Origin of the sequence: Herbidospora cretacea (assembly GCF_001570605.1) — a bacterium.
GTDB classification, from domain to species: Bacteria; Actinomycetota; Actinomycetes; order Streptosporangiales; family Streptosporangiaceae; genus Herbidospora; species Herbidospora cretacea.
In genome coordinates this window covers 104,133-120,186 of the sequence record NZ_BBXG01000028.1, presented here as the reverse complement: position 1 = coordinate 120,186, position 16,054 = coordinate 104,133, and the positions used below count along the sequence as shown (strand labels likewise).

At 69.0% G+C, this 16,054-nt stretch carries 15 protein-coding genes; all 15 read right to left on the bottom strand.

Annotation, left to right across the window (positions count from 1 at the left end):
• A partial coding sequence (locus AW270_RS35425; protein WP_061300504.1) for a polyprenyl synthetase family protein occupies nucleotides 1–986 on the bottom strand: 986 nt, incomplete at its 3' end.
• Between the two features lie 12 nt (nucleotides 987–998).
• Nucleotides 999–2,549 (bottom strand): NADH-quinone oxidoreductase subunit NuoN, encoded by a 1,551-nt coding sequence (gene nuoN / locus AW270_RS35420; protein ID WP_061300503.1) that lies wholly within the window; start codon nucleotides 2,547–2,549, stop codon nucleotides 999–1,001.
• On the bottom strand, nucleotides 2,546–4,057 hold the full coding sequence (locus AW270_RS35415) for an NADH-quinone oxidoreductase subunit M (RefSeq protein ID WP_061300502.1): 1,512 nt from the start codon (nucleotides 4,055–4,057) through the stop codon (nucleotides 2,546–2,548). Before AW270_RS35415 ends, nuoN begins: the two co-directional genes overlap by 4 nt.
• Nucleotides 4,057–5,901: an NADH-quinone oxidoreductase subunit L gene (gene nuoL, locus AW270_RS35410; RefSeq protein WP_061300518.1), complete on the bottom strand. Its 1,845-nt coding sequence runs from the start codon at nucleotides 5,899–5,901 to the stop codon at nucleotides 4,057–4,059. The genes AW270_RS35415 and nuoL overlap by 1 nt, the downstream gene beginning before the upstream one ends.
• Before the next feature lie 69 nt (nucleotides 5,902–5,970).
• Nucleotides 5,971–6,267 carry an NADH-quinone oxidoreductase subunit NuoK gene (gene nuoK / locus AW270_RS35405; protein WP_061300501.1) on the bottom strand — a complete coding sequence of 99 codons (297 nt, stop codon included), beginning with the start codon at nucleotides 6,265–6,267 and terminating at the stop codon, nucleotides 5,971–5,973.
• Nucleotides 6,264–7,016, bottom strand: a complete 753-nt coding sequence (locus AW270_RS35400; protein WP_061300500.1) for an NADH-quinone oxidoreductase subunit J — start codon at nucleotides 7,014–7,016, stop codon at nucleotides 6,264–6,266. The genes nuoK and AW270_RS35400 overlap by 4 nt, the downstream gene beginning before the upstream one ends.
• Nucleotides 7,009–7,524: an NADH-quinone oxidoreductase subunit NuoI gene (nuoI, locus tag AW270_RS35395; RefSeq protein WP_082802095.1), complete on the bottom strand. Its 516-nt coding sequence runs from the start codon at nucleotides 7,522–7,524 to the stop codon at nucleotides 7,009–7,011. The genes AW270_RS35400 and nuoI overlap by 8 nt, the downstream gene beginning before the upstream one ends.
• Nucleotides 7,517–8,857 carry an NADH-quinone oxidoreductase subunit NuoH gene (nuoH, locus tag AW270_RS35390; RefSeq protein ID WP_061300499.1) on the bottom strand — a complete coding sequence of 447 codons (1,341 nt, stop codon included), beginning with the start codon at nucleotides 8,855–8,857 and terminating at the stop codon, nucleotides 7,517–7,519. The genes nuoI and nuoH overlap by 8 nt, the downstream gene beginning before the upstream one ends.
• Nucleotides 8,854–11,241, bottom strand: coding sequence for an NADH-quinone oxidoreductase subunit G (locus AW270_RS35385; RefSeq protein WP_082802094.1), 2,388 nt, complete (start codon nucleotides 11,239–11,241; stop codon nucleotides 8,854–8,856). Before AW270_RS35385 ends, nuoH begins: the two co-directional genes overlap by 4 nt.
• Complete coding sequence (nuoF, locus tag AW270_RS35380; RefSeq protein WP_061300498.1) at nucleotides 11,238–12,524, bottom strand: NADH-quinone oxidoreductase subunit NuoF; 1,287 nt, start codon at nucleotides 12,522–12,524, stop codon at nucleotides 11,238–11,240. The genes AW270_RS35385 and nuoF overlap by 4 nt, the downstream gene beginning before the upstream one ends.
• The gene (gene nuoE, locus AW270_RS35375; RefSeq protein WP_061300497.1) at nucleotides 12,521–13,174 is read right to left on the bottom strand and encodes an NADH-quinone oxidoreductase subunit NuoE; all 654 of its coding nucleotides are present in this window, start codon (nucleotides 13,172–13,174) and stop codon (nucleotides 12,521–12,523) included. Before nuoE ends, nuoF begins: the two co-directional genes overlap by 4 nt.
• Nucleotides 13,171–14,487 (bottom strand): NADH-quinone oxidoreductase subunit D, encoded by a 1,317-nt coding sequence (locus tag AW270_RS35370; protein ID WP_061300496.1) that lies wholly within the window; start codon nucleotides 14,485–14,487, stop codon nucleotides 13,171–13,173. The genes nuoE and AW270_RS35370 overlap by 4 nt, the downstream gene beginning before the upstream one ends.
• The gene (locus AW270_RS35365; protein WP_061300495.1) at nucleotides 14,484–15,137 is read right to left on the bottom strand and encodes an NADH-quinone oxidoreductase subunit C; all 654 of its coding nucleotides are present in this window, start codon (nucleotides 15,135–15,137) and stop codon (nucleotides 14,484–14,486) included. Before AW270_RS35365 ends, AW270_RS35370 begins: the two co-directional genes overlap by 4 nt.
• On the bottom strand, nucleotides 15,134–15,685 hold the full coding sequence (locus AW270_RS35360; protein WP_061300494.1) for a NuoB/complex I 20 kDa subunit family protein: 552 nt from the start codon (nucleotides 15,683–15,685) through the stop codon (nucleotides 15,134–15,136). Before AW270_RS35360 ends, AW270_RS35365 begins: the two co-directional genes overlap by 4 nt.
• Complete coding sequence (locus AW270_RS35355; protein ID WP_061300493.1) at nucleotides 15,685–16,044, bottom strand: NADH-quinone oxidoreductase subunit A; 360 nt, start codon at nucleotides 16,042–16,044, stop codon at nucleotides 15,685–15,687. The genes AW270_RS35360 and AW270_RS35355 overlap by 1 nt, the downstream gene beginning before the upstream one ends.
• Nucleotides 16,045–16,054 lie beyond the last annotated feature (10 nt).

The window sequence follows — 16,054 nt, the reverse complement described above, 5'->3', positions numbered from 1 at the left end:
GCCGAGCGCTCCACCACGAAGTCGCACAGGGACAGCAGCGCGGCGCGGGCGGGGATGTCGGGCAGGTCGGCGAGCTGCGACTTGGCCCGGTCGGCCCAGCGCTCCAGCTCGGCCCGGGCCATCTTGAGCGCCTCGGAGGCGCGCAGCAGCTCCAGCGCCTCCTCGATGTCCGTCTCGGGCACCGGGCCCGAGACGAGGGACCGCAGCCGGGCGTCGGTGTTCGAGGTCGAGGCGAGGGCGTAGAGGACGGGAAGGGTGCGGATCCCCTCCCGCAGGTCGGTGCCGGGGGTCTTGCCCGAGACGTCCGAGGCGACGTCGATGATGTCGTCGCCGAGCTGGAACGCCACCCCGATGGCCTCGCAGGCCGACGTGAGCCGCAGCACCACCTCGTGGGGCGCGCCGGCGAGCATCGCGCCCAGCCGCGCGGAGGTAGAGATCAGCGACCCGGTCTTGTCGGCCAGCACGTCGATGTAGTGCTCGATCGGGTCGGCGCCCTCGGCCGGGCCGACGGTCTCGCGGATCTGGCCGCGGACCAGCCGGGCGAAGGTCTTGGCCTGGATGCGGACCGGCTCCGGCCCCAGGTCGGCCATGATGTCGGCGGCCTGGGCGAACACGTAGTCGCCGGTCAGGATGGCCACGGTGTTGTTGTAACGGGCGTTGGCCGACGGCTTGCCGCGCCGCTCGGTCGCCTCGTCCATCACGTCGTCGTGGTAGAGCGTCGCCACATGGGTCAGTTCCATGACGACGGCGCCCGGGATGACCCCGGGCGCCGTCGGGTCGCCGAACTGGGCGGCGAGAAGAACCAGCATCGCGCGGAAACGCTTGCCGCCGGCCTCGATGAGGTGCTTGGACGCGTCCGTGACGAACGCGTCCTCGCTCTCCACCGCCGAGCGGATCTGCTTCTCCACGGCCGCGAGGCCCGCGGAGATGTCCTCGGCCAGCCGCTCGTCGGCGACGGGCAGGTCAACAACGGGCGGCGCGGCCATAGAAAAGCTCCCTTATTGCACGAACAGCGTCTTCGCAGCCTTTTCTGCCAGATCGAGGACAGGCTGCGGGAAAACCCCCAAGGCTACCGTAGCGAATGCCGACACCCCGACCACAGCCGACGTGGCCCACGACGGCGTGACGACCGTGGGGCCGTCGGCCGAGGGGTCGCTGAAGAACATCAGCACGATGACCCGGACGTAGAAGAACGCCGCCGCCGCCGAGGCCACGACCGCGAGCACGACCAGGCCGGTCAGCCAGCCCTGGCCGAGCGCCACGGCGGAGCTGAAGACGGCGTACTTGCCGAAGAAGCCGCTGGTGAGCGGGATTCCGGCGAAGGCCAGCAGGAAGAACGCGAACAGGCCCGCCAGCTTCGGCGACCGCTTGCCCAGGCCCGCCCAGCGCGACAGGTGCCACGCCTCGCCACCCGGGTCACGCACGAGCGTCACGACGGCGAACGCGCCGACCGTCGTGATGCCGTAGGTGACCAGGTAGAACAGCAGGCCCGACAGCGCCAGCGAGTTCTGGCCCCGGTCGCCGACGGCCATGACGCCGATGAGCAGGAAGCCCGCGTGGGCGATCGACGAGTAGGCCAGCATGCGCTTGATGTCGGTCTGGGTGATCGCCAGGATCGAGCCGACCACCATCGTCAGGGCGGCGACGCCCCACATGATGGGTGCCCAGTTCCAGCTGTCGTTGCCCAGCGCCACCCAGAAGACCCGGAGAACCGCGCCGAAGGCGGCCACCAGGGTGCCCGACGCCATCAGCGCGGTGATCGGGGTCGGGGCGCCCTGGTAGACGTCGGGCTTCCACGCCTGGAAAGGCGCGGCGCCGATCTTGAAGAACAGGCCGACGCCCAGCAGGGCCGTGCCGACGATCAGCAGGGTCTCGGTGCCGCCCGCGACGGCCAGGGCCTGGGAGATCCCGGCCAGGTCGACGGTGCCGGCGTAGCCGTACAGGAGCGCCGTGCCGTACAGGAAGAAGGCCGAGGAGAACGCGCCGAGCAGGAAGTACTTGACCGACGCCTCCTGCGACAGCAGGCGGCGACGGCGGGCCAGGCCGCACAGCAGGTAGAGCGGCAGCGACATGACCTCAAGGGCGACGAACATGATGAGCAGGTCGTTCGAGGCCGGGAAGAGGAGCATGCCGCCGATGGCGAACAGCGCCAGCGGGTAGACCTCGGTGTGCGCCGCGCCCTCGGTGATCGCCTTCTCCTCCTCGGCGGAGCCGGGAACGGCCGCCGCGGAGGGGACGAACTGGTCCTCGTCGTTGATCAGCAGGACGCTGACGAACGACAGCACCAGGATGGTGCCCCAGATGAACAGGGTCGGGCCGTCGACCGCGACCGAGCCCATCGCCGCCGGGGTCGTCGGGACGCCCCGGACCGTCTGGAGGATGACGAGCGCGAACGCGCCGACCAGCGACAGCAGCGTCAGCGGGATCTGGATCGCCCGCCGCAGGTAGCGAGGCGCGAACGCCTCGACGAGCACCCCGATGATGGCCGCGCCGAAGATGACCAGCAGCGGGGCCAGTGCGAAGTACTCGATGGTGGGAGCCGTGATCACTGGCCCTCCTTAACAGCGACGACCGGAGCCGGGTCGGTGACCTTCACGTTGACGAGCGACTCCTTGACAGCCGGGTTGATCACGTCGAGGAGCGGCTTGGGGAAGAAGCCCAAGACGACGATCAGGGCGATCAGCGGCGCGACGACCCAGCGTTCGCGCCCGTTGAGGTCCTTCATCTCGGCGACCGACTCGGCCGTGGGGCCGTTCATGGTGCGCTGGTACATCCACAGGATGTAGATGGCGGCGAGGATGACGCCGGTCGTGCCGATGATGGCCGGCACGGCGTAGCGCTGGTAGGTGCCCAGGAGCACCATGAACTCGCTGACGAACGTGCTCAGACCGGGCAGCGACAGACCCGACAGGCCGGCGATCAGGAACGCGCCCGCGAGCAGCGGGGCGACCTTCTGCACGCCGCCGTAGTCGGCGATGAACTGCGAGCCGCGGCGGTAGATCAGGAAGCCCGCGACCAGGAACAGCACACCGGTCGAGAACCCGTGGTTGACCATGTAGAGCGTCGCGCCCGAGGCCGCCGTGGTGGTCATCGCGAACACGCCCATCGTGATGAACCCGAAGTGCGAGATCGAGGTGTACGCGATGAGCCGCTTGATGTCGGTCTGACCGATGGCCACGATGGCGCCGTAGACGATGCCGATCACCGACAGCGCGATGACGACCGGGGTCGCCCACTTGGCCGCGTCGGGGAACAGCTCCAGGCAGAACCGCAGCATGCCGTAGGTGCCGACCTTGTCGAGCACGCCCACGAGCAGCACCGCGGCGCCGGCCGGGGCCTGCGCGGCGGCGTCGGGCAGCCAGGTGTGCACCGGCCAGAGCGGGGCCTTGATCGCGAACGCGATGAAGAAGCCCAGAAAGAGCCACTTCTGCGTCGTCGGGTCGGTGACCGCGCCGATGAGGTCGGGGAACAGGAAGCTGTTCTTGTCGGCCACGTTGTAGAGCGCGATCACGGCCACCAGCATCAGCAGGCCGCCGAACAGCGAGTAGAGCAGGAACTTGACCGCCGCGTAGGACCGCTGCGCGCCGCCGTACGACCCGATCATGAAGTACATCGGGATCAGCATGGCCTCGAAGAACACGTAGAACAGGAAGACGTCGGTCGCCGCGAAGACGCCGATCATCATCGCTTCGAGGACCAGCAGCAGCGCGAAGTAGGTCCGGACCGAGCGCTTGCCCTGCTCGGCGTCGTGCCAGGAGGCCAGCACGACGATCGGGACCAGGACGGCCGACAGCAGGATCAGCACCAGCGCCACACCGTCGACGGCCACCGCGTAGTGGACGCCGAAGGAGGGGATCCAGTCATACGTCTCGGCGTACTGGAACCGGTCGCCGTTGGGGCTGAAGCCGACCGTCATCACGACGGCCAGCACCAGCACGAGCAGCGAGACGCCGAGCGTCGCCTGCTTGGCGAGCTTGTCGTTCTTGAGGAACGACACGCCGAGCGCGCCCAGGACGGACACGCCCATCAGGATCGAAAGCCACGGGATGGCGGTCATCACAGGGTCCCAACCACGAACCAGGCGCCGGCCAGCACGGCGGCGCCGACGAATATCGACAGGGCGTACGACCGGACGTAACCGGTCTGGATCTTCCGCAGCCTGCCGGACGATCCGCCGACACCGGCGGCCAGGCCGTTGACCACGCCGTCGATGCCCCGGTTGTCGAAGAAGACCGCCAGGCGGGTGAGCCACTGGCCGGGGCGCATGAACAGCGCCTCGTTGAGGGCGTCGCCGTAGAGGTCACGACGGGCGAAGACAGTGAGGAACGAGCCGCGCGGCTGCACGACGGGCACCTCGGAGCGGCCGTACTTGACGATCGCGATCGCGGCGCCGACGGCGACCAGGGCCAGGGTGGCCAGGCCGGTCACCGCGAACGGCGCGAAGTGCGGCAGTTCCTCGGGCTGCCCGACGGCCGGGGCCAGGAAGAGCAGCAGGCGGTTGCTGAGAACCAGGTAGGCGCCCAGGCCGATCGAGAAGACCGACAGGATGATCAGTGGCCAGGTCATCACGGCCGGCGACTCGTGGGGGTGGGCCTTCTCGTCCCAGCGCTTCGGGCCGAAGAAGGTCATCACCACCATGCGGGTCATGTAGAAGCCGGTGATGCCGGCGCCCACGACGGCGAGCCAGCCGAGGATCGCGCTGTGGTGCATGACCGACTCGATGATGCCGTCCTTGGTGAAGTAACCGGACAGCAGCGGGAAGCCGATGATCGCCAGGTAGCCGATGAAGAAGGTCACGAAGGTGATCGGCAGCAGCTTGCGCAGGCCGCCGTACCGCCGCATGTCGACCTCGTCGTTCATGGCGTGCATGACCGAGCCGGCGCCGAGGAACAGGTCGGCCTTGAAGAAGCCGTGGGAGATCAGGTGGGCGATCGCGAAGGCGTAACCGGCCGGGCCGATGCCCGCGGCGAGCATCATGTAGCCGATCTGCGACATCGTCGAGCCGGCCAGGCCCTTCTTGATGTCGTCCTTGGCGGTACCGATGATCGCACCGGCCAGCAGCGTGGCCACACCGACGATCGTCACGACCAGCGCGGCCGTGCTGCCCTCGGGGAAGAACGCGGCGCCGGAGCGGACCACCAGGTAGACCCCGGCGGTGACCATCGTCGCGGCGTGGATGAGGGCCGAGACCGGGGTCGGGCCCTCCATCGCGTCGAGAAGCCACGACTGGAGCGGGAGCTGCGCCGACTTGCCGCACGCGCCGAGCAGGAGCAGCAGGCCGATCGCGGTCGACACACCCTGCGAGGCCTGCCCGGCGGCCGGGAAGACCTCGGCGAACTGGAGCGAGCCGAACTGGGCGAAGATCAGGAACATCGCGACCAGCAGGCCGAAGTCACCGACCCGGTTGACCACGAACGCCTTCTTCGCGGCCACCGCCGCCGACGGCTTGTACTGCCAGAACCCGATCAGCAGGTAGGACGCGAGACCCACGCCCTCCCAGCCGATGAACAGGGCGACGTAGTTGTCGGCCAGCACCAGCAGCAGCATCGCCGCGACGAACAGGTTCAGGTAGGCGAAGAAGCGCCGCCTGTCCGGGTCGTGCGACATGTAGCCGATGGAGTAGATGTGGATCAGCGAGCCGACGAACGTGATCAGCAGGCAGAAGGAGATCGACAGGGGGTCGATCAGCAGTCCGATGTTCGCCACGCCCGGGATGAACTCCCAGAGGCCGACCGACTGGCGGCGCTGCGCGGGGTCGAGCCCGATCAGCTGGAAGAACGCCAGGGCCGCCACCACGAAGGCGCCGACCGACATGAGCACTGCGAGAAGGTGGCCCCACTTGTTCGTGGCGCGGCCACCGATAAGGAGAATCGCCGCGCCGGCGAGCGGAAGCGCGATCATCAGCCAGGCCAGGCTGATCGCACCGCCCCCGGCGTGCGACAGGATCTCTACGGGTTCCACGGCCGCCTCTTAGTACTTCAGCAGGCTGGCGTCGTCGACCGACGCGGACCTGCGGGTTCGGAAGATCGTCACGATGATGGCCAGGCCGATGACGACCTCGGCGGCGGCCACGATCATCACGAAGAAGGCGATGACCTGGCCGTCGATGTTGCCGTGCTGGCGGGCGAAGGTGACGAACGCCAGGTTGCACGCGTTGAGCATGAGCTCCACGCACATGAACACGACGATGGCGTTGCGCCGGACGAGGACGCCGATCCCGCCGATCGCGAACAGCAGCGCGCTGAGCACGAGGTAGTGGGTGGTCACTTGCCGTCACCTTCCAGGATCTCGGCCACCTTCGGGTCGATGGTGCCCTCTTCGGCCTCGTACCTGGCGATGTAGCGGTTGACCGACAGCTTGGAGATCTTGCCGTCGGGCAGCAGCGCGGGCATGTCGATCGCGTTGGCGCGGGCGTAGGTGCCGGGGCCGGGGAGCGGGGAGGGGTCGAGGCCCTCCTCGCCGTACTTGACGAAGCGTTCGCGGGACAGTTCCCGCTGGGAGGCGCGCTGTTCGAGCCGCTCGCGGTGGGCCAGCACCATCGCGCCCAGCGCGGCGGTGATCAGCAGCGCCGAGGTGACCTCGAAGGCGAACACGTAGCGGGTGAAGATCAGCTCGGCCAGCGACGGCACGTTGCCCGCCGCGTTCACCGCGCCGAGGCCGGTGGACGGGGCGAACACCACGTTGCCGACGCCCAGCGCCACCAGGGCGGCGAAGCCGAGCCCGACGATGACCGCCCAGAAGCGCTGGCCCCTGATCGTCTCGACGAGCGAGTCGGACGAGTCGACGCCGACCAGCATCAGCACGAACAGGAACAGCATCATCACGGCGCCGGTGTAGACGATGATCTGCACGGCGGCGAGGAACGGCGCGTCCTGGACGGCGTAGAGGACCGCCAGCGAGAGCATGACCACACCGAGCATGAGGGCGCAGTAGACCGCTCTGCGGCTGAAGATGAGCCCGAGTGCCGCGCTGACCGAGACGACGGCGAGCACCCAGAACGTGATGGTCTCACCCATTGTCGCGTCCCAGTCGGTAGTAGTCCTCTTCGGTCTCCCCCAGGCGCATCGGGTGGGGCGGCTGCTCCATCCCTGCGGTGAGCGGGGCGAGCAGCATCTCCTTGGTGTAGATGAGCGCCTCGCGGCTGGAGTCGGCCAGTTCGTACTCGTTGGTCATCGTGAGCGCCCGCGTGGGGCACGCCTCGATGCACAGGCCGCACAGGATGCAGCGCGCGTAGTTGATCTGGTACGTCCGGCCGTAACGCTCACCGGGAGACATCCGCTCCTCGTCGGTGTTGTCCGCGCCCTCCACGAAGATCGCGTCAGCGGGACAGGCCCACGCGCACAGTTCGCAGCCGACGCACTTCTCCAGGCCGTCGGGCCACCGGTTGAGCTGGTGACGCCCGTGGAAACGCGGCGCGGTGGGCCGCTTCTCCTCCGGGTAGTTCACCGTGACCGGCTTCTTGAACATGTGGTGGAAGGTGACGCCGAACCCCTTGACGGGGTTCAGCCAGTCGAAACTAGGCACTGGGGACCTCCTTGCGATTCGCCCCGTGGTAGTGCGGCAGATCCAGCGGCGGGACCGGGAATCCACCGGCGGTGGGCTCCTCGCGGAGCTGCTCGTACTCCTCTTCGACCTGCTCGGCGCGGGCCTCGCGGCGGCGCTGCTGCACGGTGTCGAAGCGGAAGAAGACCGCGAGTGCGCCGACCACCACGATCGCCATCAGGGCGATGACCGCGGGGCTGTTGTCGACGCGCAGCGCGCGGAAGGTGGCGACCAGCAGGATCCAGGCCAGGTTCAGCGGGATCAGGACCTTCCAGCCGAAGTGCATCAGCTGGTCGTAGCGGACGCGCGGCAGCGAGGCGCGGACCCACACGAAGAAGCAGAACAGCAGCACGAGCTTGGTGAAGAACCAGAGCATCGGCAGCCAGCCGACGTTCGCGCCGTCCCACAGCGAGATGGGCCAGGGGGCCCGCCAGCCGCCGAGGAACAGGGTGATCGCCACGCCGGAGACGGTGAACACGTTCACGTACTCGGCGAGCTGGAACATCGCGAACTTCAGCGAGGAGCTGTATTCGGTGTGGTAGCCCGCCACGAGCTCGCCCTCGCCCTCGGGGAGGTCGAAGGGCACGCGGTTGGTCTCGCCGAACATCGTCAGCATGTAGATCAGGAACGACGGGATCAGCAGGATGGCGTACCAGCTCGGCAGGGGGATGTCGATCCCGCCCAGCGTGAAGGTGCCGCCGTCGGCCTGCTTGGCGACGATCTCCGAGGTGGAGAGCGTCCCGGCGTACAGGAAGACCGCCACGAACGACAGGCCCATCGCGATCTCGTAGGAGACCACCTGGGCCGAGGAGCGCAGACCGCCGAGGATCGCGTAGGGCGACTTGGACGACCAGCCAGCCAGCACGATGCCGTAGACGCCGATCGAGGACATCGCCAGGATCAGCAGCACCGCCACCGGCAGGTCGGTGAGCTGGAGCGGGGTCTTGACCCCGAACATCGAGACCACCGGGCCGAACGGCATGACCGAGAAGGCCAGGAACGCCGGCACCGAGATGATCACCGGCGCCAGGAAGAAGATGACCTTGTCGACCTTGCGGGGCATCAGGTCTTCCTTGAGCCCCATCTTCAGGCCGTCGGCGACGGTCTGAAGAAGACCGAACTTGCCGGCCCGGTTGGGACCGTAGCGGTGCTGCATGCGCGAGATGAGCTTGCGCTCGGTCCACACGCCGAACAGCACGCCCAGCATCAGGAAGACGAAGAGGAAGACGGCCTTGATGATGCTGATCCACACCGGATCGTGGCCGAAGTCGGACAGCGACGGGCCGGGGCTCGTCGGGCTCGCCAGGAACTTCATGAGGCACTTCCGATCGTGACGACGTCGCCCGCCTCGGCCCGCAGGTCGCGGGTGACCGAGACACCGCCGGAGTTGGCCGGCACCCAGACGACCCGGTCGGGCAGGTCGGCGATCCGCAGCGGCAGGGTGGCGCCGTTGACGGTGACCTTGTCGACCGCGCCGATCTCGGCGGCGGTGGCCGGGGACAGCAGCGCGACCGCGTCGCGGGCGGTGCCCGCGAGGAACGGCTCGCCGTCCTGGAGCTTGCCGTCGTCGAGCAGCAGGTGCCAGCTCGCCAGCACGGCCTCGCCCACGCCGGGCTCGGCGGCGGTGCCGCCGGTGACGCTCGGCGCGGCCGGGCGCACGCCCTTGTAGGCGCCCAGGGAGCCCAGCTCGCGGCGGACCGCGGCGAGGTCGGGCAGACCCAGGTGGACGTCCATCGCGTCGGCGATCGCGGTGACCGCGCGCAGGTCGCTCATGACGCCGGGCTGCGGCACGGCCGCCTCGAAGGACCGGCCACGGCCCTCCCAGTCGACGAACGTGCCGGCCTTCTCGGCGACCGCCGCGACCGGCAGCACCACGTCGGCGCGGTCGGTGACGGCGCTGGCCCTGATCTCCAGGCTGACGATGAACGGCGTGTTCTCCAGGGCCCGCAGGGCGAGCTCGGGGTCGGGCAGGTCGTAGGGGTCGACGCCCGCCACGACCAGCGCGTCGAGCCGCTCGTCGAGGGCGGCCCGCAGGATGCCCTCGGTGTCGAGGCCGATCTGGTCGGGCAGCGAGGCGACGTTCCAGACCCGGGCCACCTCGGCGCGGGCGGCCTCGTCGTCGACCGGGCGGCCGATCGGGAGCAGGTTCGGCAGCGCGCCCGCCTCGATGGCGCCGCGCTCACCGGCCCGGCGCGGCACCCAGGCCAGCCGGGCGCCGGTCGAACCGGCCAGCCGGACCAGGGCCGACAGGGCGCCCTTGGCCGAGGCCAGGCGCTCGCCCGCCATGATGATCGTGCCCGCGGGGAGCTTGACGCCGTCGTCGATCAGCTCGCCGATCGCGTCGGCCTCGCCGCCGGGGACGGTGCGGATCAGCGTGCCGCCCATCTTGGCCAGGCCCGGCGTGGCGAACGGCGCCACCGCGTAGACCTTGAGCCCCTTCTTCTGGGCCGCCTTGCGCAGCCGCAGGAAGACGATGGGCGACTCCTCCTCGGGCTCGAACCCGGCCAGCAGCACGGCCGGGGCGTTCTCGAGGTCGGCGTAGGAGATCTCGATGCCCTTGCCGGCCACCGAGTGGGCCAGGAACTGGGCCTCCTCGGCGGAGTGGGGGCGGGCCCGCATGTCGATGTCGTTGGTGCCGAGGGCGATCCGCGCGAACTTGCTGTAGGCGTAGGCGTCTTCGACGGTCAGCCGGCCGCCGGTCAGGACACCGGCCTTGCGGCCCGCGAGCCCGGCGGCGACGGCCGCGAGGGCCTCGGGCCAGGAGGCCGGGACCAGCACGCCGTGCTCGTCGCGGACCAGCGGGGTGCGCAGGCGGTCGGGCTGGGTGGCGTAGGAGAACGCCCACCGGCCCTTGTCGCAGTTCCACTCCTCGTTGACCTGCGGGTCGTCACCGGCGAGGCGGCGGGTGACCTTGCCGCGCCGGTGGTCGGTGCGCAGCGAGCAGCCAGAGGCGCAGTGTTCGCACGCGGTGCCCTGGGAGACCAGGTCGAACGGGCGCGACCGGAAGCGGTAGGCCGCGCCGGTCAGCGCGCCCACCGGGCAGATCTGGATGGTGTTGCCGGAGAAGTAGGACTGGAACGGCTCGCCGTCGGCGACGCCCACCTGCTCCTTGGCCCCGCGCTCGAAGAACTCGATGAACGGGTCGCCCGCGATCTGGTCGGAGAAGCGCAGGCAGCGCGCGCACTGCACGCAGCGCTCACGGTCGAGCAGCACCTCGGTCGACAGCGCGATCGGCTTCTCGAAGGTGCGCTTCTGCTCGACGAACCGCGACTCGCCCTGGCCGTTGGACATGGCCTGGTTCTGCAGGGGGCACTCGCCGCCCTTGTCGCAGACCGGGCAGTCGAGCGGGTGGTTGAGGAGCAGCATCTCCATCACGCCGCGCTGCGCCTTCTCGGCGACCGGCGAGGTGAGCTGGCTCTGCACGACCATGCCCTGCGCGACCTCGATCGCGCACGAGGGCTGCGGCTTGGGGAAGCCCCGGCCGTTGCCCGCGTCGGGGATGTCGACGAGACACTGGCGGCAGTTGGCCGCCGGGTCGAGCAGGGGGTGGTCGCAGAAGCGGGGGATCTGGATCCCCAGCAGCTCGGCCGCCCGGATGATCATGGTGCCCTTCGGCACGCTGACCTGGAAACCGTCGATGGTCAGCGTGACCATCTCGACGACCGCCCGCTCTTCGGGCTGGGTTGCTTGGATGGTCACTTGCTCCCCCACACGGTGGCGAGTGCGGGATCGAACGGGCAGCCGCCGATCTCGAAGTGCTTGAGGTATTCGTCGCGGAAGTGCTGCACCGAGGAGTAGATCGGGCTGGTCGCGCCGTCACCCAGGGCGCAGAACGACCGGCCCAGGATGTTGTCCGCGATGTCGGTGATCGTGGTCAGGTCGTCTTCGGTGCCCTGACCCTTCTCCAGCCGCTTGAGCACCTGCTTGAGCCAGAAGGTGCCCTCACGGCAGGGCGTGCACTTGCCGCACGACTCGTGGGCGTAGAACTCGGTCCAGCGCAGCGTCGCCCGGACCACGCAGGTGGTCTCGTCGAAGATCTGCAGGGCGCGGGTGCCGAGCATGGAGCCCTTGGCGCCGACCGACTCGAAGTCGAGCGGCACGTCGAGGTGCTCGTCGGTGAAGATCGGCGTCGAGGAGCCGCCCGGCGTCCAGAACTTCAGCCGGTGGCCCTCGCGGATGCCGCCCGCCATGTCGAGCAGTTCCCGCAGGGTGATGCCCAGCGGCGCTTCGTACTGGCCAGGACGGGTGACGTGGCCGCTGAGCGAGAAGATGCCGAAGCCCTTGGACTTCTCGGTGCCCATGCCGGCGAACCAGTCGGCGCCGTTGGCCACGATCGAGGGGACCGAGGCGATCGACTCGACGTTGTTCACGACCGTCGGCGCGGCGTAGAGGCCCGCGATGGCCGGGAACGGCGGCTTGAGCCGGGGCTGGCCCCGGAAGCCCTCCAGCGAGTCGAGCAGCGCCGTCTCCTCGCCGCAGATGTACGCCCCGGCGCCGCTGTGCACGACGATCTCCAGGTCGTAGCCGCTGCCGAAGATGCCGCGCCCGATGTAGCCCTTCTCGTAGGCCTCCCGGACCGCCGCCTGCACCCGCCGGATGACGTGGACGACCTCGCCCCGGATGTAGATGAAGGCGTAGTTGGCCCGGATCGCGTAGGCCGTGATGATGACGCCCTCGATCAGCGAGTGGGGGTTGGCCATCATCAGCGGGATGTCCTTGCAGGTCCCCGGCTCCGACTCGTCGGCGTTGACGACGAGGTAGTGGGGCTTGCCGTCACCCTGCGGGATGAAGCCCCACTTCATGCCGGTGGGGAAGCCCGCGCCGCCGCGGCCGCGCAGGCCCGAGTCCTTCACCGACTGGATGATCGCGTCGGGGTCCATCCCGAGCGCGGAGCGGGCGGCGGAGTAGTCGCCGTAGCCCTCCAGGGTGAAGGAGTTGGGCAGGTCCCAGTTCTTGGTGAGGACCGGAGTCAGCGTGGTCACTTGGGGGCCTCCCAGCCGTTGGCCTTGGCGACGCGCAGGCCCTCGAGCGAGGCGCCGGCGGCCGAGGGGCCCTCACCGGCGAGCTCGTCGGGCAGTCCCGCGAGCACCCGGGAGGTCTCCTTGAACGAGCAGAGCCGGCCGGGGCCGCGCGTCGGGACGACGGGCTTGCCCGCCCGCAGGTCGTCGACGAGCTGCTTGGCCGTCTCGGGCGTCTGGTTGTCGAAGAACTCCCAGTTGACCATCATCACCGGGGCGAAGTCGCAGGCCGCGTTGCACTCGATGCGCTCCAGCGACACCTTGCCGTCGGCGGTGGCCTCCTCGTGGCCGATGCCGGCGTGCTCGCTCAGCTCTTCCCAGATCTGGTCGCCGCCCATCACCGCGCAGAGGGTGTTGATGCAGACGCCGACGTGGTATTCACCGGCGGGCTTGCGCTTGTACATCGTGTAGAACGTCGAGACGCCCACGACCTCGGCCTTCGACAGGCCCAGCATCTCGGCGCAGAACTCCTGGCCGGCGTCGGAGACGTAGCCGTCCTCCGACTGGACCAGGTGGAGCAGCGGGAGCAGCGCCGAACGGGCCTTGGGGTACTTGCCGATGATCTCTTTGGCGTCCAGTTCGAGACGCTCGCGGACCTCCGGGGAGTAGGTCATCGGTCCACACCTCCCATGACGGGGTCGAGCGAGGCCACCGCGGAGATGACGTCGGCGATGTAACCGCCTTCGCACATGGCGGGCACGGCCTGCAGGTTCGTGAAGGACGGGTCGCGGAAGTGGACCCGGAAGGGCCGGGTGCCGCCGTCGCTCACCACGTGGGCGCCGAGCTCGCCGCGCGGCGACTCGACCGGCACGTAGGCCTGGCCCGCCGGCACCCGGAAGCCCTCGGTCACCAGCTTGAAGTGGTGGATCAGGGCCTCCATCGAGCTGCTCATGATGTGCGCGATGTGGTCGGGCGAGTTGCCGAGGCCGTCGGGGCCGAGCGCGAGCTGCGCCGGCCAGCCGATCTTCTTGTCCTCGATCATGACGGGCTGGTTCTTCAGCGGGCCGGTGAGCCGGTCGAGCGCCTGCTCGATCAGCTTCAGCGACTCCTCCATCTCCGAGACGCGGACCTGGTAACGCCCGTAGACGTCACAGCTGGTCTCGGTGGCGATCTCGAAGTCGTAGGTCTCGTAGCCGCAGTAGGGCTGCGACTTGCGCAGGTCCCACGGCAGGCCGGCGGCCTTGAGCACCGGGCCGGTGATGCCGAGCGCCATGCAGCCGGTCAGGTCGAGGTAGGCGATGTCCTTGGTACGCCGGGTGTAGACCGGGTTGGCGTCCAGGATCTTGCGCATGTCCTTGATCCGCTCGGGCATGACCTTGAGCAGTTCGCCGATCTTGTCGACGGCGCCCGCCGGCAGGTCGACGCTGACGCCGCCCGGCCGGATGTAGGCCATGTTCATCCGGAGACCGGTGATGTACTCCATGATGTCGAGCACCATCTCGCGCTCGCGCAGGCCGTAGAGGAACGGGGTGGTGGCCCCGAGCTCCATGCCGTAGGTGCAGATCGCCATCAGGTGGGACGAGATGCGGGTGAGCTCCATCGTGAGCACCCGGATCGCCTGCGCCCGGTCGGGGATGCGGTCCTCGATGCCGAGGAGGCGCTCCACGCCCAGGCAGTAGGTCGTCTCGTTGAAGATCGGCGACAGGTAGTCCATCCGCGTCACGAAGGTGACGCCCTGCGTCCAAGTGCGGTATTCGAGGTTCTTCTCGATGCCGGTGTGCAGGTAGCCGATGACGGTCCGGGCCTCGGTCACCGTCTCACCGTCGAGGGTGAGCACGAGCCGAAGCACGCCGTGCGTCGACGGGTGCTGCGGGCCCATGTTGATGACCAGCCGCTCCTCGGACGACTCGGCCACCGCCTCGGTGAGCTTGTCCCAGTCCTGACCGGCGACGTCGTAGACCTTGCCCTCGGTCGCTTCCGTGGTCATGCGTACGACCTCCTCTGGTCTGGCGCGGGGATCTCGGCGCCGCGGTATTCGACCGGGATGCCGCCCAGCGGGTAGTCCTTCCGCTGCGGGTGGCCATCCCAGTCGTCGGGCATCTCGATGCGGGTCAGCGCGGGGTGCCCGTCGAAGATGATGCCGAAGAAGTCGAACGTCTCCCGCTCGTGCCAGTTGTGCGTCGGGTAGACGGAGACGGTCGACGGGATGTGGCGGTCGTCGTCGGGCGTCGAGCACTCCACCCGCACGCGGCGGTTGTGGGTGATCGAGCACAGGTGGTAGACCGCGCGCAGCTCCGACCCGGTCTCGTGGGGGTAGTGGACCCCCGAGACGCCCAGGGACAGCTCGAACCGCAGGGCGGGGTCGTCGCGCAGCTTCTTCATGACCTCGACGAGGTGCTCGCGCGCGACGTGGAGGGTGAGCTCGCCCCGGTCGACGACGACCCGCTCGACGCCCTCGTGGTCGAGGCCGTCGACGATCTCGTCGAAGTAGCCGCCGAAGGGGCGCGGGCTGGAGACCGGGACCGGGCGGCGGACGACGAGCCCGCCGTAGCCGGAGGTGTCGCCGGTGCCGGAGGCGCCGAACATGCCGGTGCGGGCGATCGGCTGCTCAGGAACCTCAGGAAGGTTCTCGCTCATTTGTGCCCTCCCTGGTCGATGAGCGGCAGGGTGCGCAGCGCCTGGAGTTCGAGCTCCTCGACCTGCTTCTCCCGGTGGGCGCCGAACTTCATGTTCTGGATCTTGTCGTGCAGCTTGACGATCGCGTCGATGAGCATCTCGGGCCGCGGCGGGCAGCCGGGCAGGTAGATGTCGACGGGCACGACGTGGTCGACGCCCTGGACCACCGCGTAGTTGTTGAACATGCCGCCGGACGAGGCGCACACGCCCATCGAGATGACCCACTTGGGCTCGGCCATCTGGTCGTAGATCTGGCGCAGCACCGGCGCCATCTTCTGCGAGAGGCGACCGGCCACGATCATCAGGTCGGCCTGGCGGGGCGACGCGGACGCGCGCTCCATGCCAAAGCGGGCCAGGTCGTGTTTGGGGCCACCGGTGGACATGAGCTCGATCGCGCAGCAGGCCAGTCCGAAGGTGGCCGGCCACACCGAGTTCTTGCGCGCCCACCCGGCGAGCGCCTCGACGGTGGTCAGCGCGAAGCCGCTGGGCAGTTTCTCTTCAAGGCCCATTAGTCCCAGTCCAATCCGCGACGCCGCCACACGTAGGCGTACGCCACGAGCACGGTGACGATGAACAGCACCATCTCGACCAGACCGAAGACCCCGAGCTTGTCGAAGGCCACGGCCCACGGGTAGAGGAAGATGATCTCGATGTCGAAGACGATGAAGAGCATCGCTGTGATCATGTACTTCAGCGGGAACCGGCCGCCGCCGATCGGCTGCGGCGTGGGGTCGATACCGCACTCGTAGGCGTCGAGCTTGGCGCGGTTCCACCTCTTCGGCCCGGTGAACGGGGCGATGCTCACGGAGAAGACGGCGAATCCCGCCGCGAGAACCGCGAGCACCAGGATGGGGGCGTAGAGCTCCATCGCTTAAGGC

What these genes read in the sequence shown, in the direction of transcription:
- nuoE (WP_061300497.1), bottom strand. Translation starts at nt 13,174, where the DNA reads ATGACCTACTCCCCGGAGGTCCGCGAGCGTCTCGAACTGGACGCCAAA.
- AW270_RS35415 (WP_061300502.1), bottom strand. Translation starts at nt 4,057, where the DNA reads ATGACCGCCATCCCGTGGCTTTCGATCCTGATGGGCGTGTCCGTCCTG.
- AW270_RS35370 (WP_061300496.1), bottom strand. Translation starts at nt 14,487, where the DNA reads ATGACCACGGAAGCGACCGAGGGCAAGGTCTACGACGTCGCCGGTCAG.
- AW270_RS35355 (WP_061300493.1), bottom strand. Translation starts at nt 16,044, where the DNA reads ATGGAGCTCTACGCCCCCATCCTGGTGCTCGCGGTTCTCGCGGCGGGA.
- AW270_RS35360 (WP_061300494.1), bottom strand. Translation starts at nt 15,685, where the DNA reads ATGGGCCTTGAAGAGAAACTGCCCAGCGGCTTCGCGCTGACCACCGTC.
- nuoH (WP_061300499.1), bottom strand. Translation starts at nt 8,857, where the DNA reads ATGAAGTTCCTGGCGAGCCCGACGAGCCCCGGCCCGTCGCTGTCCGAC.
- AW270_RS35365 (WP_061300495.1), bottom strand. Translation starts at nt 15,137, where the DNA reads ATGAGCGAGAACCTTCCTGAGGTTCCTGAGCAGCCGATCGCCCGCACC.
- AW270_RS35400 (WP_061300500.1), bottom strand. Translation starts at nt 7,016, where the DNA reads ATGGGTGAGACCATCACGTTCTGGGTGCTCGCCGTCGTCTCGGTCAGC.
- nuoL (WP_061300518.1), bottom strand. Translation starts at nt 5,901, where the DNA reads ATGATCGCGCTTCCGCTCGCCGGCGCGGCGATTCTCCTTATCGGTGGC.